We start from the raw sequence: 21,361 nt of genomic DNA, 5'->3' as shown, positions 1-21,361 counted from the left end.
AATTAGAAAATGATTTTTCGTATGAAGAATTATTGATAAACTTTTCTTCAAAAGCATTTTCTAAATTACTTTCAGCAGAATTTGCAAAAACTGGGCTTATATTTGCAGATAGCAATATTCCTGCTAATGTTAAATATGTTAATTTGCTTTTCAAATTATCACTCCTATAATTAAAAATTTAGATATTTCCTTACCTTATCTTCGTCATAACCTACAATAAAGCCTCCTTCTAATTCTAGAACTGGCACTACTGGTATTTTATTTTTTAGCAGATAGGCTATATATTTTTCTCTTTCTGGATCAAGGGCTAAATTTATTATTTTAACCTCATCCCTTGAAAAACTTATTAGCTCTTTCATTTTTTCACAAAAAGGACAATGTGTTGTAATATATAATTTTTTCAAAAGCCTCTTCTCCTTTCTAAAGCTTTTATGTCATTTTGAAAAACATACCCCACAAAATTAATTTTTTGAGATTTTTCAATATTTTTTTCAAATTTAAAAATATAAAAGAAATTATATGTTTTTAAATAAAATTTTTCGTCTAATCTGATTTTGTCTAAAAACTAAATACCTTAAATTGACAAAAAGAAATAATTCTAAAAAAATCATTTCTTGACTATACCTTATTCTGTTTTCCAAAATAAAAAAACTGTGTATTTTGTAAACCACAGTTTAAAACTCTTATAAAAAAATCTCTCACAATATACTATATTAATATAATAATATTTACTTTTTCTCTTGCCAATTTAGTTTTATTCCTTTTAGTTAGTTTTAATATCTTTTAGAGGACTGGCACCTATTTAAATTTCAACACTTTCAGATGCCTTTGGACACTTTTTTGGGAACTCTTGGACACCTTTTTGGGAGTTTTTAATTTCTCTCTTCTTGGTTGTTTTTTTATAATTAAAATTTATTTTAAAATTTTAATTCATTTATCAATTTTAAGATATTTAATATAGTTATGCTGTATTTGTTATTTAATTCTTATTTTTACTTTTATATATATTTTTTAATTTTTAAGGTACTCAATATTTAAGTTTGGAATAAGGAGTTGTTTGTGTGGAAAAAGAAAAAACATAATAGTGAAATTTAGAAATGACTTTAATTCAGTTACCCTTAAAAATTTTACAGCTAATGAATTAAACTTATTGTTGGCCATTTCTTCAAAGGTCTTAAATGCAGGTACTAGCGAAGTTGAATTTTCATTTATAGAATTAAAGAAAATGATTAAATTAAATAAAAATTATACAAACGAAGAGTTTGCTGAAGAAATAATTAGTGTTAATAGGAAACTTTTAATGCTAAATTTTGAATTAACAAACGAGGCTAATGATGTAATACAGTTTGCTCTTTTTAATACTTTTATAACAAGTAAATCCAGAAAAACCCTTACAGTTTCTGTTAACTCTCGTTTTGAATTTTTATTAAATGATTTAACGGCCAATTTCACAAAATTTGAATTAGAAGAATTTGTAGCTATAAAAAATATTTATGCTAAAGAGTGTTATAGGCGATTAAAACAATTTAGATCTACAGGTTATTGGAGAGTTAGCTTTGAAAACTTTAGAGAAATCTTAGATATACCCAAAGGATATAGAACTTGTCATGTTAACGATAAGGTCTTAAAGCCTATAAAAAGAGAGTTGTCTATTTATTTTGGCAATTTAAATATTATTAAAATAAAATCAAATGAAGCTGGCAATCCTATTACCCATTTGGAATTTTTATTTGATAAAGAGAAATAATTTTAGATTTTTTGGTATGTATCATAAAACATGTTTAAATATGTTTAACAATTTATTGTAAAGGAGTTTTTATTTTGAAATTTTTTAACGCTATTTTAATAGTTGCACTTTGGGGAATCCCAATAGCTATGTTATTGTTTTTAACTAAAAAAGGAAGATTAAAAAAATATGATAAGTTTATTGTTCCAGCATTTATATTTCTTGTTATTGGAATGGTTATTCATCTTTTATTTGGTATAGGTATATTGGGTGGAAAAGAAAAAAAAGTTATGCCTATAGAAGAATCAAAAATCCAAACGGATGCTGATAGGATTGAGGAAAGTAAAAAAGAAACAGAAAAAACTAATTCTTTATCAGCAGAAGACAAAAAACAACTTGGTTTCTCCCCTACTATATCACCAGATGAATTATCAAAGAGCTTGTCAGCTGATCCTTCAAAAAGATATATTATTTATGATGAGGATATTTATTCTTTGAGAACTGTAACTAAAGAAACACTTGAAGAAAGAAAAAATAAGCCTGACGAAAAAATTGAAGATCCTTTTGTTTATGGAAAAGGAAAACTAAATGGAAAGCCTGTATATTATTTCAGAGAAGAATCTAAAAATAGTTCTTCAGACGAAGGGTTAGGTAACGTAAAAGCATATCCAGAAGATATAGTAGTTATTAATCACATATCTGATTCATATACACCTAGCTTGACAAAAACATATAAGGTTATTCAAACAGCTAACAGTATAATTAAACAATTAATCAAAGTTTCTGCAAATATTCCAGAAAATTCAGTAATGGAAGATTATTAATCTAAACCTTATATAATTTTCATTAAATTTAAGTAATATCTTATTTGAGGAGTGATTGATATGTTAAGAATAGCTGATTGGGGTTTTGTATATACTTCAAATGGTAAAAAGAAGTTTATAACTTTCAAACAATATATGGTTCAAGAAAATTTTAATTTTTCAGATCTAAATATCGGTTATATTAGTGAATATATGAAGTTTTATGCGTACATTGATAAAGTGAGTGGTAAAATATCATACTTTTCAAGAAAAAGACCTTCGCCTGAAAGTAAAGAAATTTTTAATCTTTTTAAAAAGGGAATTTGGGATGAAGGACAGTTTTTCGAAATTAAGTTTTTAAATAATCTTGTAAGTTCTAATAAGTCTATGGATGTAGATTTTTACAACGATAATAATGGTTATAGACTTCTTATAGGTCGAAAAACCACGAAAGATTTTAAAATTAAAAAATTAACAGAAAAAGATAAAAAAAGTGTAATAGCTTATTTTAAAAACAATGAAGAATCTGATTGTGAGAAATTTTTAACTAAATAAGGTTTGGTGATAAATTGAAACTTGTGATTTGTGAAAAATCTTCTCTGGCAAAAAACTTTGCTAATGCAGTAAATGCAACTAAAAAAGGTAAAATTTATATGAATAAAGACTATGTGGTGACTAATGCAGTAGGTCACCTCTTGTCTTTAAAGTCTGTTAAAGAATATAATCCTGCCTATGATAAATGGAAAGATATTCCCCTCCCCTTTGTTCCAGATGAATTTGAATATACTGTTTCAGAAAAAACTAGAAATCAATACAACTTGATACTTGATGTCTTAGATGATTTTAATTTTGATTCAATAATTCATCTTGGTGATGCTGATAGAGAAGGTCAATTAATTATTGACAATATTTTAGATTCTGTTCATAATTCGCTTCCTGTTAAAAGGTTGTGGCTACCTGCTCAAACAAAAGATGATATTTTGGCTGGTTTAAATTCAATGAAAGACAATAATGAGTATGAGCTTTTACATGACGAAGGTGTTACTAGAACATATATGGACTGGCTTTTAGGAATAAATTTAACAGTTTTTTTATCCGTAAAAACTAACAATAAATTTATTGTTGGAAGAGTTCCAATTCCTATTGTCAAAAGAGTATATGATAGGGATAAGGAAATTGAAGATTTTAAACCAGAAAAATTCTTCGAACTAATTCAAAAAATCGAAAAAGATGATAAATTTTTTAATTTAAATTATCCAGAAAAGTTTTTTGAAGAAAATCTTGCTGATAATAAATTAAGTGAACTTAATTCACTTGGTAATTTAGTTGTTTCAGATGTTCAAAGTAAGATAAAAACTAGAAAAAGACCTAAACTTTTCTCTTTAGATAAATTACAAAAGAAGTTAAATAATCTTTATTCTTTTGATTTCAAAAAATCTTTAGATATAATTCAAAAACTGTATGAGGAAGGTTACCTCTCATATCCTAGAACAGATAGTGAATTTTTAACTGAAAGTGAATATGAAAAAACTAAAAACATAATGAATATGATTTCTGAAAAATATGGAGATGTTTTTTTAGTAAGTTTAGACAAAGAAACTTTTAATGATAGCAAGGTTGAATCTCACTCTGCTGTAACAGTAACAAATAAGTTTCCTTCTAATTTGTCTGATGATGAGGAAAGGGTATATAAAGCTGTTTTGGATAGAATGAAAGCTCATTTTTGCAAGGAAGAAATGCAAATTAAAGAAACTATTTATACTCTTTATCTTGGAAATTATGAATTTAAGGTTTCTGGCGAAGTTATATTTCAAGAAGGCTTTTCTAAAATAATGAAAAAGTAAAAATAAAAGAAGAGTTGCCGATTTTAGAAAAAGGCGAAGAGTTTCCAGCTGATTTTCAAAAAATAGAAAAAATGACTAGCCCTCCTAAAAAAATAACAGAAGCTACCCTTTTTGATTATTTGGCTGATCCAGTTAGATATGATAAGGAACTCAACAAAAAGTACAACGAAGCCATAGAAGGCAAAATAAAGCTACTTAAAGATTCAGATGATGAATTGGACTTAGAAAGACCTGAAAAGGGTCTACAAATAGGAACACAAGCTTCTAGAACTAATATATTTGAAAATACTATTAAGTATGGTTACATTTCAAAAAATGGTAAAACTCTTTCAATTACAAAAAAAGGAGAAAATTTAATAAACATTTTAGATGAAATGTCTATAAATCTTTATGCTTCTAAATCTGTTGAGTTTGAATCCATGCTTATTGATGTGAAAACAGGCAAAATGACTGTAGATGATTCTGTAAAAAGTATTGTAAAAGATTTAAATAATATAATAAATGGTGCTAAAGATATAAGCTTTGGCAATAAATATTCTAACGCAAAAATAAAATCTAAATTAATAGGAGATTGCCCTAAATGTGGAAAACATGTTTTTGCAATAAAAGCTAAAAATGGATATATTTATAAATGCGAAAATAATGAATGTAATTTTATATTTTATTCTAAACAAAAAAGATTTAACGATATTATAAATATTTCAGTAAAAGATGCTCAAAAACTTTTGCAAGGTAAAAATATTTTAGCTAATTTGACTAATAAAGAAGGTAAAAAATATGATGCATTTTTAAAATTAAATGCTGGTGAAAAATATGTTAATTTTGATTTTGACGGATTCCCAAAAAATAAAAAAATAGAAGTATTAGGTACTTGTCCTGATTGTGGAAAAAAAGTATTAGCCCTTCCTATGAAGAAAGGTGGAACTTTCTTTATTTGTGAAAATAAAGAAAGTTGTGATTTTAGATTTTCAACTAAGTTTATGTATTTTGGTGATCCAGTAAATATATCTTTAGAGCAAGCGAAAGATTTACTCGAAGGTAAATCAATTAAAGTAGAACTTCATACAGTATCTGGTAAAAAATATGTTGCTGAAGTAAAAATGGTCTTTAATAATGGTTATGCTAATTTAGAAAAAATTAGAAATAAGTAAACATATTTGTATTTACACAATTAATAATATATAATCCTCTTATAAATCATAGGAGGATTCTTTTTATGTTCTTTATAACTTTTCTTGTTACTTTAATAATTGATATTTCGACTAATGTTGCTATTGTTATAAGCGAAATTGGTAAATCCATTTTACCATTTTTGTTTTCAGGCATTAAAGATATTGTTACTTTTATTTTTAAGAAACATAAATAATAAATTATATTTTTATGTTTCTTAAAGTGTATACAGTTGTGCTTTATTTCTGCATGTTTTTATGTTTATTTATCTGTATTCAAATACTTTTTTTATGCGTTTTTCTTTGTTTGTTATATGTTTACATAAAATTCATTATTATATGTCTTGTTGTTTTTTCTACAAGACTTTTTTTATTTTTAAATTAATTATTTTATAATTTTTGTTTTTAATTGGCAAAAAATAAATATCTTTTTTATATTTTTTTAATAACTACAATCTCTACATCCCCCATCATTAATATATTTTTTAAGATATAAATATATTTGTTAAAAGTAAATATTTCTGTATTATTTGTTTATATTTTAAGATATAATAGTATGTATAATATTGAGTTTATTTATATGTTTATATTTATGTTATAAATAACATAAATTACCGAACATTTTAATGCTAATTTATAGTTTACAAATTTTGAGTTCTATATATTTTTTCTTACGATTAAGGTATTAATAATTTAGAAGAAATCATAAGAAATATATTAAGAAGGAGATAATAATATGGAAAACATGGAAATTAGAAATAGGTTAAATAATTTAGACGCAAGACTAAAAAGAATCGAAAATATTTTTTCACCACAAAATAAAAATACTAATTTAAATGTTCTAGGCGATGCTAAAGTTAAGAGAATCAATTCAACTATAAGAATTAAAAATGTCAAGCTTGTTTATCCTACCTTAACTCAAAAAGAAATTGAATCTTCTGCTAATTCCCCATCAACTTTAGTTGTGATTCCTAATGATAATGAAATTTTAGAGGAAATATCAAAAGCATATAAATCTGCGTATGAATATGGTATAACTTCTGGAAAATTTAATGCTAATTTTACTTTTGAGCAACTAAAATCTAATAGAAAAGAAAGTGTGTTTATGGATGGTGCTAAATTTATTAGTGAACAAAAACCAGAAATACAAGAGTTTCTTTCTGAAGTAATTGATAAAGGTCTTTTAATGAGAAATGTTAAGGTTGGAGTGGATGAAAATAATAATTACAATATTGTTTTAAGAGATTCCAAAGGTAATCTTCTAAATAAAAATGACAAACTATCAACTGGTGATATAGGAGAAATTGTTATAAATTTTTATCCTTATAACTACAAAAATAAATTAGGTGTAAGTAGATACATTCAAGGTTTTATTGTTAAAGAATCTAAAGCTAATTTTAAAAGTCTTTTTATATAAGGGAGGCAATTTATGAGAAATACTGATTATGATGAAAGACCACAAGATATAATGTCACTAATTAAATCAAAAGGATATAGTGCAATAGCAGTTGCTTCAATTCTGGGTCTGTCAAGAAACGCTGTATATAAGTGGAAATACAAAGGTCACATTAGTAGTAAAAATATAGATGCCCTTGCTGATCTTTTAGAAGAAGATCCTGCATATATAAAGAGTTTAATTAAACATGATGAAAGAATTAGATAGGGTCTATTCCCTATCTTTTTGTTATAATAATATAAGGTGATATTATGGATTTTGAAGAATTGTTTTTACAAATTAAAGTAGATGAAGAAACTGAAAATTATATAAAAAATATGGTGAAACAATTAAAAATAAATCCTGATTTAATCTTTTTTATATATCAGCAATTAAATATCAACAATATTCCTGCTAAGTTAAGTTATGTTACAAATCTTGCCGAAAATCTATCTAAACAAGGCTTTTATAACAAAGACATGGCATTATATTACTTTAATGAAAAAAGCCAAAATAAGAGCAAACCAGTAACTTTTAATGTAATAAAAGCTAAAATTGAATCTGGGTTTAAAAGAAAACTTTCAAAAACTGAAGAAAACAAATTAAAAAGAATAAGATTTGATTATAATATCCCCTACTCCCTACTTCTTTATGCAATAGATATAGCACTAAATGGCAATCACCTAAGCATTTCATATATAGAAGGTATTATTAGAAGATTAAAAAGAAATAATATTAATAATATGGATGATTTAATTACATTTATAGCACTAGGAAAAAAGTTAAAAACATAGAAGGGTTTTACCCTTCCATGTTTGTTAGTGCATTTGCATAGTCGTTCATAAGTGCATAGAGAAAATAACTTTCAAAGTTAATAGCCTCTCTATTTCTTACATAATTATAATTATATCTTAAATATTCAAAAATTATAAATTGATCTGTAAAATCTAGATTTTTTAGAGATTCGTAAATTTCTCTTTTTGAATCTAAAATTGATATAACTAAGTCTGTATAATATCTCCAATCAAATTTTCTATGTTCTTTTAATGGTTTCACGTTAGAAAATAAGGTTTCTTTGTCAAAATCATAATTATATACATATTTTGGACTGCTTACTAAATTATCAGCATTATCTTTTATTTGTTTCTTGTCAATATAAGTAAACTCTATTCTGTTTATGCTTCTACCTTTATATAGTTTTTTATAGGTTATATAAATTGTATCTGTGTTTTTTTCATTTACTTCTTCTACTGCTGGTTTTATAGCCCTTCTTTCAAGTGAATTAAAATCTTTATATTTATTAGGATCAAGGATCCCTAATAACTTTCTTAGTTCTACAACTGTATATGTAACTTTACCTATTGGAGCTTTGAATTTTTCAGAAGAAATCAGCTCGTATATTCTTATAGAATATTGACTTTTCATTCTAATAACATCTTTTAAAGCGTATTGAGTATATCCTGTTTTAAGCCTACCTAATTGTTCTTTACAAAGTCTAGTTAATTCTAGGGTTAAAATTCCATTTTCATATCGTGCATAAGAAAATAATGGAGCAAGTTCCCAATTAAGCTCCCCTGTTCTTTCATTTGGCAAATTCATTTCTATAGTTGATTTAGCCATGACTGTAGCTAGTTCTTTTAAATAGGCAGAATTTAGTTTTTTTACTCCCAATTGATTTTCAAGCTCTGAAACAGAAATAGACCAAAAATTTCTATCTCTTTCATTAACAAACCTATCCCCCTCTATATCGGTTAACTCATCAAAAGATGATGCCACAAGAAGCAATATTTTTTGAGCATTTAAAGACCAGGACATTCTTGATCTTATAAGAGGGTTTCCTTTTCTAACTAGTGAGGTTTCATCCCATAACGTAAGTTGGTCTGCCCCTATATCTGTTCCTATGTCTAACATTCCATCTGTAGCTCCATCTGTATAATCATCAGTGAATGGATCCAGTTCAAAAAATTCATATTTATCAAAATTTTTATTTGTTTTTTTACTCATTTATTTCACCAAAATTTATCTCCTACATATTTGTTCTTTAAAAAAATAAAAACTACATTTATGTGCTATTTATTTATAGGCTGATTATATCAATTAAATTTTAATTAAGCAAAAAACTTGTAAACCTAGTAACTGTGACATTTTTAGCCTAAAACCTACAAATTTATTCTTTTTTATTGATTTTTTAATCATTTATTTTATAAACCTTATTAATTAGCTATTTAAATTAATACAAATCACAAATTTGTTTTTATATGAACATTTTTGTAGGAATTAATAATAATTATGTCGGAATACCTCATATTTTTGTAGCATATCGTCACAAAAATGTAGGTGTTAAATGTGTTTTTTTATTAAATATTTTTATAATTATTTTTTTATTTATTAGACTTACGTTGTTTAAACAAGTTTATTACTTATTTTTAAAGTATGAACATTTTTGTAGGTCTAATTATATTTTTCTAAGCATAAAAATGTAGGTTATGGAATAAATTTGTAGGATTAAGAACAAATATGTTGGTTAACTTGTAAACTTATTATCTAAGACACTGATATTATCAATACTTTTATCGAATATAAATTGGAAATATTTATTGTTGGTTTTGGAATAATTTTGTAGGACTTCAATTTCTTTTAATAAAAAAGTTGGTTTAAAAATTTTTTATATATAAATAAAAGATTTATTTATATCAAACGGAACAAAAAAGTTGTTTTTAGAATAAATTTGTCGGTCTTGGAATAAATATGTTGGTTTAAATGATAATTATGTTTGCAAACAAATAATAAAAGTTAGTTAATTGCATAATTTTGATCTTATCAGTACAAATATGTTGGTCTTAGGATAAAAATGTCAGCTTAGAGTTGATTTTTGTTGTGATGTTGTATGTATATGTTGTTATTTTAAATAAATATGTAGTTACAAAGAATAATTATGTTGGTTTTCAAGATATATTGTGTTGGTTTAAAAGCCTGTAAAGCCGTAAACAAGTGATCTAGAACTTCCTTAATATTAATTATAATATAAAAGTTAAGATATAAATGTTTTTTATCTGTTCTATATAAAATAAAAATATTTTGTAATTTGTAAACCAGATAAAATGATTGATTATATATTTCTGAAATAACTAATTAATTTTTATATTAAGTTATTTATTAAATAAAAGGTAGTGAAAGGAGGAATATGTTTATGTTAAGTCAGATATTCTATTTATTATTAATTTCAATTATTTTACTTGTTTTTCTAATAAGATATATATATAAATCTCAAAAAAACGAAAATTTAGGATATATTCAAAAAGAGGACTTTAACTCCAACATTTTTGTTCCTATTGAAGAATATAACGAGCCTTTTTTTAAAAATCTTAATTTTAAAGAAGCTTTTTTCCATTTTTCAGGATTAGATTCTTTAGGAAGAGCAGGAATAGCTAATGCTGTTATTGACAAGATAATGATTAATTCATTATATAAAGCAGATTCTAGAAAATTTGAACATATTCCTTATAGACCAACAGGTTTTAATCAAAGAGAATATGAGGAAATTAATGGTGGTTATTTATATAATCGTTGTCATCTTATTGGTTATCAGCTTATTTCTAATAATGATGTTAGAAATTTAATAACAGGTACAAGGGATTTTAATATAAATGGAATGTTACCAATTGAAAATGCTATATTCGAATTTATTAAAAATGAAGACGGAATTGTTAAATATGAAGTTACCCCAGATTTTAGAAAGGATGAGTTAGTTGCTCGTGGTGTATACATAAAAGCAGTTGGTCTTGTTGGAAAAGAAATAAGATTAAAAATTAATGTATATATAAAAAACATACAAAAAGAAATAAAAATTGACTACAAAACAGGGGCTTCAAGAAAGGAATAAAGTTAATTGCAGAACAAAATAAAAATAAAAAAATCAGTATTAATAATGTCATGTTTATCTGTTTTATCAATGTTTAGTATACAAACGGATGCAAAAATTGCTAAAGATTCTTATACTTTAACAAAGAAAATAGAAAATAATGAGCTAAATAAGGTCACAATTAATAACAATGGTGAATATTTATTTGTAAATACTAAGCACAATAAAGTAGGGGATATATTAAAAGATGCAGGAATTGAAGTATCTGAAAAAGATGTTGTAGAACCAAAAGTTAACGAAAAATTAGTGTTCAATAGTTTTTTTGAAGACGTTATAAATATAACAAAATATGAAAAAGAAAATTTTTCAAAACTTGTGGAAATACCTTATGAAATTGTAGAAATAGAAAATGACACTTTAAAGGTAGGAGAGAGGAAAATAAAACAAAAGGGATTTGTTGGTATCAAAAAAGTTACTGGAGAAAATATAATAGCTAATGGTGAAGTTTTTTCTAATTCAGAATTAGACTATGAAACAATAACAGAGCCTATAAAAGAAATAGTGGAAATAGGAACAAAGCAAAACCATGTTCTAAGCTATGATCCATTTACTCCTTCAGGATTAACAGAAGAAGAGTTTGAAAAATTAAAACCTGGCTTAGGAAAAGCATTATATGATATGGAACAAGATTCAGGTGTTAATGGGATATTTTGTTTGGCCGTAGGTCACATTGAATCCTCTTGGAAACATCAATCAGCTCCAAATAATTTCTGGGGAATAAAAAAGACTGCAACAACATATAAATCTTGGTCTAATCCTTATGAGGCTATTATTGGATTTGGAAGATATATGTCTGGGAGAGGCCTATATAATAATAAAAATATAAGTCAAATATCTAAAATATACTGTCCTCCGAATAGTTATAACTGGGCGAATGGTGTAATTAAGTATATGAATCAATACAATGAAAAAATAAGTGCTTGGAGGTAATATTATGATTATGGATTTGCAAAATATTTTAAAAAAATTTACAGAATTGAAAGTTGAAGAAGATGTTTTAAAAGAAAGATCTAGACAAATAATAAACGAAAAGAAAAAACTTTTAGATGAATTAAAAAATATAAGTAAAGTTGATATAACCAGAAGAATGGATGAATTACTGCCATATTATATAGAATATGAATTTTTGCAAAAGAATTTAAAAGAGGCAGAAGAAATAGAATCTATTACAGATACATTTACAGATAATTATGAAGATACAAAAGAAGAAAAAAATACTTATAATAATCAGGAAAATATATCATTTAGTGAAGAACAACGTGAACATGACGACCAAAATATTATAAGCAATAATAATTTACATGAAATTATAGCTAATGAATCAGAATATGAAGAAGATATAAAAGCAGAAAATAATACAGAAATAAATACTCATAATAAAGTTGTTAATAATACTGACAACAGTAATCTTAAAGATAATTATAATAATGAAGAATCTAACGAATTAGTACAAGTTGATGAAGATGAATATATGAATGAATCAGAAAATACTGAAGATAACAATTTAGATGAAGATGATACTAAACATAATTCCGACAATTTTAAAGAAGACGAAAAAGAAGATTACAAAGAAGATAATGATACTGAAATAAAAACAGAATTAAATGAAGAAACAAATGATGATTATAATACAGATAACACGCAAGAAACAACAGAATATAAAACAGATAATTATGAAGACGAAGATACAGAAATAGAACCAGTAAAAAAACAGAAAAGATTGTTTAAAGAATTGAGTTTAGACGAAAAGAAACAATATTTATTGTCTACCATTAATTCTTATAGAAGCAAAGTTGAAGAAATTATGGAATATTGGAATCAGAAGGATAATCCTGATTTAAAAAATAAAGGTCTTTTAATGATTAGAGATTTAAGATTAACAAAATCTCTAATATATTCTGAAGAGGATCAAATGATTATTGAAGATATAGATAATGAAACTATTAATGAAGTATTGGTTAAACTAAAAAATATAAAGGGTGATATTCAAAGTTATATCTTTGAAAAAGAAGAAGAAGATATAAATAATAAATTTGAGAACTAATTTAAGTAGAGATTTATTCTCTACTTTTTTATTTATTTTGAACAAAGATTTGAAACAATTGGTTATTTTCTGAATATAATTAAATTTAATTTTAAGTTATTAATATTGTAAGTAAGACAGTAATTAAGATAAAGATAAAATATATTATAGCTATGTTAAATAAATTGGAGTGGTTATATGAAAAATGAAGATATGAATTTTGAAGAAGCTAAAGAATATATATTTGCATGTGTTAGTAATCTTGCACTTACCGAAAGCAAAATTAGAAGTATTTTTGACGGAAAAGATTATTTGGAACAATTAATTAAAGAGACAAAAAGAAGATTTAAAACATTTAAATCTGATGAGTTTGAAGTTTATTATGAGAAATATTATGGGCTAGATCAATTACTTGCTGTTTCACTTGATTTGCCAATCACTCAAAGGTTTTATAACGATTATTTACAACATGTTTATGAAACAAGAAATGAAGAAGAAATTGATAACTTTTGGAATTTTCAAAAAATAAACAAGTTGTCTCATGGTGAATACAACAGAATACTAGGGGAGCTATTAAGAGAAAAAAATAATATCCGTTTTGATGTTGATATTCTCTAAGAAGGAGGCTTTTTAGTGTTAATAAAAAACAATTTAAAAAATTTTAATAATGCTTTAGATATTTGGAATGAAAGTAATTTAGCTGTGAGGATTTATTTAAATATTCTTACAGGAGAAATTATGTGTTTTCAGTACGAAAATTTAAATTCTTGGGAAGTCTTTAATTCAGACAGTATAAAGGAAATAATGACAAGACCTGGAATAGATGTAAATGACGATCCTTTTGAATATATTCTTGATGAGAATGAGTTTTTAGATGCTATTAATTATAGTTTAGGACTTACAAATACAGATGATTATATTTTACTTAAATATGTTAAAAAAAATAATAAATTAAAGAAAAGAGATTTAGATAATTTAGAAATGCTGTTTTTATATGAGGAGTGAAAAAATGATTAAGAATAAAAAAATAAGTTTAGATGATGTTAAAAAAAATAGTGAAGAAGAAAAAATGCTAAAAGCAATAGAAAATTCCAGACTTCCTTATGATGTTTCTAACTGGTTTTTAGAAAAAATAAATTTTTATAATTGGAATGGAAATTTAGATAATCCAAAAGCTATAGAAAGAATCAATAAAATATTTGATGAAAATATTTATAGATTTTATGATGATTTTACAAGAGATTTCAAAAAAATGTATAAAGATAAAATTTTTAAATTATTTTCAGAAGAAACAAAAAAAATCTTATTTAGGAAGATAAATAAGGTATATATGGTGATAGAAACAATTTTATATGAAGATATGAAAAGGAGGGTTTTATCCGAAATTAATTTTCAGATGGGGGTCGCTGATTATATATCAGAAGATGTTTTAGATAATATAGTTACAAAAGTTTCAAAAGATTATCAAGATAGAATTAATTTAGTTAATTCTGGTAGTGATCTATATTTAAACTACCCTAAAACTTTGAAGATTTATTTTAAAGGATATCTTTTTTCAAATTACATGCGTATAGCCCTATATAATTCACCTGATATTTTTTGCTGGTATAAAGAGGGATGGGGTCTTATGACATGGATATATAAAATTAATGGTTCAGGAAATAACAAAGAAATTGAGCCAGCTTTCTTTGTTAATTTATACGAAGCTTTTATTAAGGCAAATAATAAAAAGAGTTTTTTTGAATTTATGAAAAAAGAAAAAGAAATTGAAGAATCCCAACTAAAGAAAATTGAATTCCTTGAAAATGCACGAAAATATTTAGAAAAAGGAGGCAATGATACTATTGAATTTTGATTTTTTTTATAACTATCAAAAAGAAAAGGCCTTAGCCATATATAAGGCTTACTTAAATGAAGGCAAAAATAACAAGTTATTTTTTTTAGAATATGATCGAGATATAATTAAAGAAATATTTGATGATTTGAATAAATTCAAAGAAGGAGAACTTAATTTAGAAGAAATTAAAAATAAATACTCTTATTTAGAATATGGTGGAATTGATTATTTTATACAAAGTTATTATAACTTTGAAGAGGAGGTTGAAGAAAATTAAAAGATCTCATTTTAGAATGTTTATAGCTTTTATTGCTCTATTTACTTTAACAGGCTGTTCTTCAAATAAAAGTAAAGAAAAATTAGACTTTTTTATACCAGATGAATATCCAGAATATTCAACAAATATTTTATATGATGTTGGTGAAAATATATGGTATCAAGGAGAAATTATAAAAGTTGCTAAAGATAGTGAAAATTTTAATGGTAAATTTTTGGTAAAAGGTGATGTAATAATTGAAACCAAAGATTATGAAGGTCACCAGCATGATTTATACATGCAAAAATTAAAAGAAAAGGGAGCTTTTGAAGATGGATCAGCACTTCAAAATGATGAATATTATTTTGATTCTTCTTATGGGGATGTTCAGTTATATTTTTCTAACGAAGGGGTAACCACTTTGGATAAATTTAAGAACTCTTATAAAAAGGGAAGGAAGGATATCACTTATATTAAAACAAATTTACCTAATATAGATAAATTAAAACCAGGAGACATTATAAAAGGATATGGAAAAACTGGTGGATTTTATGTTCAAAACGAAGTTTCTGAATACTCAATTCAAGAAATTGACACAAAGATGGCCGAAATAACAAAATCAGATAAATTTTAAGAAAGAGACAAGACTCTTTCTTTTTTTGTTTTATAAATGAATTTTCTAAAAATACAAAAATAAAAAATTTTTAAGCTACTTCTTGTTTAAGATATAAATTTTAAAAGACAAGAGGTGTAATGTATTTATGGAAAGAAAATTTAAATTAATATTTGGATTAACAGTTTTATTAGGAATCACCCAGCCGACTTTTGCTAAGGAAATGAGGCTGGTTGATTCTGGTTCGTTATATAATAAAGAAACAAAAAAAATAGTGTTTCCACAAGATAAAAAAATATTTGAAGTAAATGATGCAAATAAAGATTCTTCTTGGGATGGGTATAATGTCGAATATAAAGGGAAGAAATATTTTATAAATTCTTATGATTTAATAGAACCTGAATTATATGATAGGTATATACATGAGAATAAAGTTAAAGTAGAATTTTCTACAAATAATGATATATATAATTATGTTAATTTTTATAACTCCAATCAATACATAGAAAACATTGTTGATAACTTCTGCCCTGAAGGTAATACAGATTTAGAACAATTAAAAGAAGTCATGATTGAATTAAAAAAATTAAATTTAAGGTATGCTTGGAGTGATGACATAAGTCAATGGGATAGCATACAATATGGTTATTCAGCCTGCCATGGAATAGCTTATCTTCAAAAGCTTCTTTTAGACAAGACTAACGTGGAATATAGAGTTGTATTAGAAAGACCAGTAAATTATATAAAAGAAATTGAAGATCCTGTTTCACCTGCACATATATTTTTAGAAGTAAAAATTGACGATAATTGGTATGCAGTAGATGCAACTCAATTATTAAGAAAAGAAAATAGCAAAGAAGAAATGACTTATTATGATGTTCAAAAAGCTATTGACTTTATGATGTCAAATATATTGAAATCAAAAGTTGATTATACAAAAAGATCTCAAGGATTTTTTGACATAGCAATAAATCCAGAATATCCTGATGTTATAAGCAGAGTTTCTGGAACATATAAACGAAATAAAAAAATAAAAGATGATGGTTTTAATGCCTGGTTTTCAAGTAAAACTTTAAATCAATTTAAAAAAGAAATGTAGAACTTTTACTAGATAAATGGTTTAAATAGGCAAAAGAAAAAAACATTTTGTGGTTTATTAGAAGAGTTAAGAAAATAAAAAACTCAATATATAAAAAGCGAATATTAAGATACTTATTATGTGTAAGAGATAGGAATAATAAAATATAAAACAAAAAGAAAAGGAGAATTGATTATGAATAACGTAAGTTTAGTAGGTAGAATAGTTAGGGATTTAGAGCTTAGATACACTCAAAATGGTAAAGCATTTGCGAGATTTACGCTTGCTGTTGATAAGAGTTTATCCAAGGAAAAGAGAGCAGAACTTGAAAATAATGGTAGACCAACTGCTAACTTTATATCATGCGTTGTATGGGGTAAATTAGCAGAAAATATGGCAAATTACACAGGTAAGGGTAGTTTAGTTGCAGTTTCTGGTGAAATTGAAACAGGTTCATATCAAAATAAAGAGGGAAACACAGTTTATACAACTGATGTAAGAGTTGGCAATGTTCAATTCTTAGATACAAGAAAAAATAACGACCAAGGTAACCAAAACAATAACCAAGGTCAAGGTAATCAAGTAAATCAAAATAATAATCAACAAGATTTTAATAATCAACAAAGTTATGAAGACTTTTCAAATGAAGGATTTTTCCCAATGGATAATGACGATATTCCATTTTAAGATTAAGCCTAGAAATAGGCTTTTTCTTATTATTTATTTATAAATTTAAGGGAGTTGTGATATACTTATTGTAATATGTAAACGAAACTAAAATATAAAAAAGAAGGAGTGAAAAATATGGAACAAAAAATGGAACAAAGAATAAATTTAGCTTTTAACATACTTTTATTAATACTTTTATCAGTATCAATAGGAGTAAGAAAAGGAATAGCGATATTTTTAATAGTATCAATTATTTTAGACCCATTAATGCAAAGATTTGTACTTTGGAAGACATTAAAATCTGGTGTTATTTTTTGGCTTGTTAGTATAATTTTATTGGAGTTAATGTTAGGAGCGTTTGGAATACATATCAAAGGCATTTTTATGTATCTAGTTTTTTTCGCTTCTTTTATAGGTGCGTATAGATTTCATAAAATGGCCGAATCAAATGACTTTTACGAAAATAGATTTAATGAAATGGGAAATTATGATAATTCATTTGATTCCAGAGAAGATTTTTATAGTCCAAACAAATCAAATGATGATATAAATGATTATAAAAATTCTTCACAACATCAGTATGAAGAAAATTTGAATGGAGACAATCAAAGACCTTTATGATTAAATTGACAAAAGAATATATAGATTATCCTCAGAATAATTTCTGAGGATTTTTATTTTATTTAAAAATTATATAAAAGCCTGCCGCCAAGGGTTACAAATTACAAAAATAATTTGGTGCAGTTTTTTCAATTCTTATTTAATAAGTTTCTATATAATATTCTTTTAATTTAAGTTATTTATTATGTGTAAGAAATAATTAAGTATGTAGAGAAAGGAAGAAATGTTATGGAAATATTTTTAGATTTTTTGTTATACTTATTAATAATAGGTGCGTGTACGATATATGCTTTATATAAATATACAAAAGAAGTAAATATCGAAAAATCAGAAAGATTTGAAAAAGAAGTATTGATGTTAATAGAAGATGTTGAAAAGAAACAAAAAACTGAACAATTTATTGAAAATTGGCTAAATATTTCAAAAGAAATATAATGTATGTATATTTATCTGTATAATGATACAAATATAACTGTATTATTATACAGATAATATTATGTCTATAACAAGTATAATTAAACACATTAAAGGAGTGTTATCATGAATAAAATATTAAAGAAAATAAGTACAGCTATTGCTTTGTCAAGTGTTTTAATCACACCTGTGTTTGCAGATAGTATTAAAATCGTTATAAATAATAATGAAATAGAAACACCTGATGCCCCTTATATTAAAGAAGAAAGAACTTTAGTGCCATTAAGGCTTATTTCAGAAAATCTTGGAATTAATGTAGATTGGGATAATAAAAACAGGCAGGCAGTTCTTAAAAAAGATTCTGACGATATTCTTTTTGCCGATTCAAAAAGACTATTATTTAGTTAATGGAGAAAAAATTTCGACAGAAATTTCAGGAGAAATTAAAAATGATAGGACATTTGTACCTGTTAGATTAATCGCTGAATTATTTGGTAGAGATGTTAAATGGGATAATAATACTAAAAAAGTTTTAATAAATGATAAAAATCAAGAATCAACAATTAAAGCAAATAATACTTTTGAAAAAGCTAAAGTTTTAAGAGTTATAGATGGAGATACCATTGAAATAGATAGAGGTAACGGAAAAGAAAAAGTTAGATTTATTTTAGTTGATACTCCTGAAACAGTTCATCCTAAAAAAGGTGTTCAATTTTTTGGAAAAGAAGCTTCAAATTTTACTAAATCTAATTTAACAGGAAAAACCATCTATCTTCAAAAAGATATTTCTGAAACAGATAGATATGGAAGGCTTTTAAGATATATTTGGACTGAAAGACCTTCATCAGACAATCCTAGTAATGATGAAATAAGAGCAAAGTGCTTTAATGCTATTCTTCTTTCTGGTGGATATGCTAATGTTGCGACTTTTCCACCAGATATTAAATACGTTGATTTATTTAGAAATATAGAAAAAGAAGCTAGAGACAATGGAGCTGGGTTATGGTCTGGTAATTCTGAAAATAACAATATAGTTGAAATTGATAATCCAAAGAACAATAATGTAGAAATGAATAATACCATTGTAAATGGAAATCCAAAGGATAAAGCATATAAATATTCTAATGGAAGAATTATAGGAAATAAAAATTCTCATATATTTCATGTTCCAAGTGGTAGAGATTATAAAAAGGTTTCATTGAAAAATGCAGTGTTTTTTGATTCACCTAGTGAGGCTATAAGTGCTGGTTATAGACAAGCAAAAAATTAATTTGAAAAGTTCTAAAATAATTAAATATAAATGTTCAAAAAAAGAGGCTTCTGTGTTGGTTCAGAAGTCTCTTTTTTAAAAGAGAAAAGAATGAATAGAACAATTGAATACAAAGTTGATGAAATATTCAATTGATCATTTAGAACATACCACATATTCATATATTTTTAAGAAAAGTTTTTTTATTTGAAAATGTTTTTTTATTTTTTTAAGGTATTTCTTATTTAAGAATATAACTTAAAGGGGTGAGAAATTTTGAGTTACAATTTTAAAGTAAAAGGTGATAAAAAAATATATCCTTGATAGGTAAAAATATTATAGTTACAAATCATTTTACAAGTCGATGGAAAGAAAGGATATTAAATAATGACGTAAATGAGAAAAAAGCACTGATAGATGTAGAAAAAAATTAGCTTATGCTACTTATTTAAAAAATTTAACAGACGATTATTATATATTTTTTGATTATTTAGTAATAGCTGAAGAGTGTGAAAATAAGGTTTATTTAATTACAGTTTTAGGAGAAACAAAAAATTGTAAAAGATTAATATCATACTTAATAACTAATGGTGGCGAAAAATTAAGTCATGATATAAAAAAATATGGGAAAATACCAATTATTTAGGAGGAGTTTATGAAAAATATTAATTATGTTAGTCCGTATGTTTTGGAAAAAGGAAGAGAAAGTGATTCGGGATATGATTTGAGACTTCAATCTATAAAAGATAAAGAAGCGAATACAATTGGGAGCCTTGAAACAGTATTGATTCATACAGGCTTATATTTGGAACTTCCTGACGATATTGAAGTTCAGGTAAGACCTAAGTCAAGTTTATCTTCAAAGGGTCTCCTAGTCCATTTTGGAACAGTAGACAGTGGATATAGGGGAGAAGTGTTGGTTGCTATGACTAATTTAAACAATGGTGAAGTAGAGCTTGAAGATAATAGAAAAATTGCACAAATTGTTTTTAATAAAAAAACTGATGTTAAATTAGATAAAGTTGAAGTTATTAACAAAGAAACAGACAGAGGAGAAGGTGGATTTGGTTCTACTGGTAAGTTTTAGTTCAAGTATTATTAAATTATAAAGGAGGAGTAAGAATGGAATCAAAATGTTAAATTGTTTTACTAAGCGTTAATTTTTATAGAAAGTAGGTTTGCCTATGAGTAATTTCATAGAAGGTATGTATACTATTGTCTTTTGTTTGGCTTTTCTTTGGGGCGTGAAAATTTTGTTGGATTCTGGAAAAAAATAAATTTAAAAAAATTGCAAAAATTTTAAAATTTAAGGTATATATCTAAATGGAATGATAAATAGTTTTTATACGCTTAATTTTTATCACTCCAAAAAAGTTTCGTTTAATATTTGGAAAGTCTCCCTTGCAACTAATTTTGCTTGGGAGATTTTCATTTTTGTTTTAAATAGGCAAAAGAATAAATAAAAGTCAAAAAATATTCTTAAACAAGGAATGTTACTTTAAGTTTTTTATAATTTGTAAACTGGAGATTAAAACCCAATATATTAATTTGAGATTTTAAGATACTTATTATTTACAAGAAAAAAATAATAAAATATAAAACAAAAGGAAAAGGAGAATTGATTATGAATAACGTAAGTTTAGTAGGTAGAATAGTTAGAGATTTAGAGCTTAGATACACTCAAAATGGTAAAGCATTTGCG

Annotated in this window: 25 protein-coding genes; 23 read left to right on the top strand and 2 right to left on the bottom strand. The window is 25.2% G+C overall.

All coding sequences use genetic code 11. The features are described from left to right. Positions 1–170: 170 nt before the first annotated feature. Entirely contained in the window at positions 171–404 is a 234-nt protein-coding gene (locus HGPT_RS08005) for a glutaredoxin family protein (RefSeq protein WP_019139326.1), read from the bottom strand. Between the two features lie 653 nt (positions 405–1,057). Between HGPT_RS08005 and HGPT_RS08000 the strand changes: the two genes are divergently transcribed. The 8 genes from HGPT_RS08000 to HGPT_RS07970 all read left to right on the top strand — a co-directional run bounded on the left by HGPT_RS08000 (position 1,058) and on the right by HGPT_RS07970 (position 7,771). Further along, positions 1,058–1,747 (top strand): replication initiation protein, encoded by a 690-nt coding sequence (locus tag HGPT_RS08000; protein ID WP_019139325.1) that lies wholly within the window; start codon positions 1,058–1,060, stop codon positions 1,745–1,747. A 74-nt stretch (positions 1,748–1,821) separates the two neighbouring features. After that, on the top strand, positions 1,822–2,550 hold the full coding sequence (locus HGPT_RS07995) for a hypothetical protein (RefSeq protein WP_019139324.1): 729 nt from the start codon (positions 1,822–1,824) through the stop codon (positions 2,548–2,550). Between the two features lie 60 nt (positions 2,551–2,610). Next, positions 2,611–3,084, top strand: coding sequence for a hypothetical protein (locus HGPT_RS07990; RefSeq protein ID WP_019139323.1), 474 nt, complete (start codon positions 2,611–2,613; stop codon positions 3,082–3,084). Positions 3,085–3,107: 23 nt separating this feature from the next. Further along, a complete protein-coding gene (locus tag HGPT_RS10440) occupies positions 3,108–4,373 on the top strand; it encodes a DNA topoisomerase (protein ID WP_281032392.1) in 1,266 nt (421 codons plus the stop codon). Between the two features lie 14 nt (positions 4,374–4,387). Further along, on the top strand, positions 4,388–5,524 hold the full coding sequence (locus HGPT_RS10435) for a DNA topoisomerase (protein WP_051007909.1): 1,137 nt from the start codon (positions 4,388–4,390) through the stop codon (positions 5,522–5,524). 754 nt (positions 5,525–6,278) lie between these two features. Further along, positions 6,279–6,959 (top strand): ssDNA-binding protein, encoded by a 681-nt coding sequence (locus tag HGPT_RS07980; protein WP_019139321.1) that lies wholly within the window; start codon positions 6,279–6,281, stop codon positions 6,957–6,959. Between the two features lie 12 nt (positions 6,960–6,971). After that, the gene (locus HGPT_RS07975; RefSeq protein ID WP_019139320.1) at positions 6,972–7,205 is read left to right on the top strand and encodes a helix-turn-helix domain-containing protein; all 234 of its coding nucleotides are present in this window, start codon (positions 6,972–6,974) and stop codon (positions 7,203–7,205) included. Positions 7,206–7,249: 44 nt separating this feature from the next. After that, positions 7,250–7,771, top strand: a complete 522-nt coding sequence (locus tag HGPT_RS07970) for a DnaD domain-containing protein (RefSeq protein ID WP_019139319.1) — start codon at positions 7,250–7,252, stop codon at positions 7,769–7,771. 7 nt (positions 7,772–7,778) lie between these two features. Here HGPT_RS07970 and HGPT_RS07965 read toward each other — a convergent pair whose 3' ends face one another. Then, positions 7,779–8,981 carry a replication initiation protein gene (locus HGPT_RS07965; protein ID WP_019139318.1) on the bottom strand — a complete coding sequence of 401 codons (1,203 nt, stop codon included), beginning with the start codon at positions 8,979–8,981 and terminating at the stop codon, positions 7,779–7,781. 1,186 nt (positions 8,982–10,167) lie between these two features. On the opposite strand from HGPT_RS07965, the gene HGPT_RS07960 reads away from it, so the two are divergent. The 15 genes from HGPT_RS07960 to dut all read left to right on the top strand — a co-directional run bounded on the left by HGPT_RS07960 (position 10,168) and on the right by dut (position 20,746). Beyond that, on the top strand, positions 10,168–10,860 hold the full coding sequence (locus tag HGPT_RS07960) for a DNA/RNA non-specific endonuclease (RefSeq protein ID WP_019139317.1): 693 nt from the start codon (positions 10,168–10,170) through the stop codon (positions 10,858–10,860). A gap of 6 nt (positions 10,861–10,866) precedes the next feature. Continuing rightward, positions 10,867–11,829, top strand: a complete 963-nt coding sequence (locus HGPT_RS07955; RefSeq protein ID WP_019139316.1) for a resuscitation-promoting factor — start codon at positions 10,867–10,869, stop codon at positions 11,827–11,829. Between the two features lie 4 nt (positions 11,830–11,833). Then, positions 11,834–12,943, top strand: coding sequence for a hypothetical protein (locus tag HGPT_RS07950; RefSeq protein ID WP_019139315.1), 1,110 nt, complete (start codon positions 11,834–11,836; stop codon positions 12,941–12,943). Positions 12,944–13,120: 177 nt separating this feature from the next. Continuing rightward, the gene (locus HGPT_RS07945; protein WP_019139314.1) at positions 13,121–13,540 is read left to right on the top strand and encodes a hypothetical protein; all 420 of its coding nucleotides are present in this window, start codon (positions 13,121–13,123) and stop codon (positions 13,538–13,540) included. Between the two features lie 15 nt (positions 13,541–13,555). Beyond that, positions 13,556–13,927: a hypothetical protein gene (locus tag HGPT_RS07940; protein ID WP_019139313.1), complete on the top strand. Its 372-nt coding sequence runs from the start codon at positions 13,556–13,558 to the stop codon at positions 13,925–13,927. Between the two features lie 4 nt (positions 13,928–13,931). Continuing rightward, positions 13,932–14,777, top strand: coding sequence for a hypothetical protein (locus HGPT_RS07935; RefSeq protein WP_019139312.1), 846 nt, complete (start codon positions 13,932–13,934; stop codon positions 14,775–14,777). Beyond that, entirely contained in the window at positions 14,767–15,036 is a 270-nt protein-coding gene (locus HGPT_RS07930; RefSeq protein WP_019139311.1) for a hypothetical protein, read from the top strand. The genes HGPT_RS07935 and HGPT_RS07930 overlap by 11 nt, the downstream gene beginning before the upstream one ends. Next, positions 15,023–15,649, top strand: a complete 627-nt coding sequence (locus HGPT_RS07925) for a hypothetical protein (RefSeq protein ID WP_019139310.1) — start codon at positions 15,023–15,025, stop codon at positions 15,647–15,649. The genes HGPT_RS07930 and HGPT_RS07925 overlap by 14 nt, the downstream gene beginning before the upstream one ends. A 127-nt stretch (positions 15,650–15,776) precedes the next feature. Next, entirely contained in the window at positions 15,777–16,727 is a 951-nt protein-coding gene (locus HGPT_RS07920; protein WP_019139309.1) for a hypothetical protein, read from the top strand. A 174-nt stretch (positions 16,728–16,901) separates the two neighbouring features. After that, positions 16,902–17,393, top strand: coding sequence for a single-stranded DNA-binding protein (locus HGPT_RS07915; RefSeq protein ID WP_040542890.1), 492 nt, complete (start codon positions 16,902–16,904; stop codon positions 17,391–17,393). 117 nt (positions 17,394–17,510) lie between these two features. After that, a complete protein-coding gene (locus HGPT_RS07910; protein WP_019139307.1) occupies positions 17,511–17,996 on the top strand; it encodes a hypothetical protein in 486 nt (161 codons plus the stop codon). A gap of 228 nt (positions 17,997–18,224) precedes the next feature. Then, entirely contained in the window at positions 18,225–18,431 is a 207-nt protein-coding gene (locus HGPT_RS07905; RefSeq protein ID WP_019139306.1) for a hypothetical protein, read from the top strand. A 105-nt stretch (positions 18,432–18,536) separates the two neighbouring features. Next, a complete protein-coding gene (locus tag HGPT_RS08775; protein ID WP_019139305.1) occupies positions 18,537–18,818 on the top strand; it encodes a stalk domain-containing protein in 282 nt (93 codons plus the stop codon). Next, positions 18,787–19,680 (top strand): thermonuclease family protein, encoded by an 894-nt coding sequence (locus tag HGPT_RS07895; RefSeq protein WP_019139304.1) that lies wholly within the window; start codon positions 18,787–18,789, stop codon positions 19,678–19,680. Before HGPT_RS08775 ends, HGPT_RS07895 begins: the two co-directional genes overlap by 32 nt. 634 nt (positions 19,681–20,314) lie before the next feature. Continuing rightward, a complete protein-coding gene (dut, locus tag HGPT_RS07890; RefSeq protein WP_019139302.1) occupies positions 20,315–20,746 on the top strand; it encodes a dUTP diphosphatase in 432 nt (143 codons plus the stop codon). The last annotated feature ends 615 nt before the right edge of the window (positions 20,747–21,361 follow it).

The sequence above is a fragment of the Peptoniphilus timonensis JC401 genome, assembly GCF_000312025.1.
GTDB classification, from domain to species: domain Bacteria; phylum Bacillota; class Clostridia; order Tissierellales; family Peptoniphilaceae; genus Peptoniphilus_A; species Peptoniphilus_A timonensis.
This window is presented reverse-complemented; position numbering and strand designations above follow the sequence as displayed.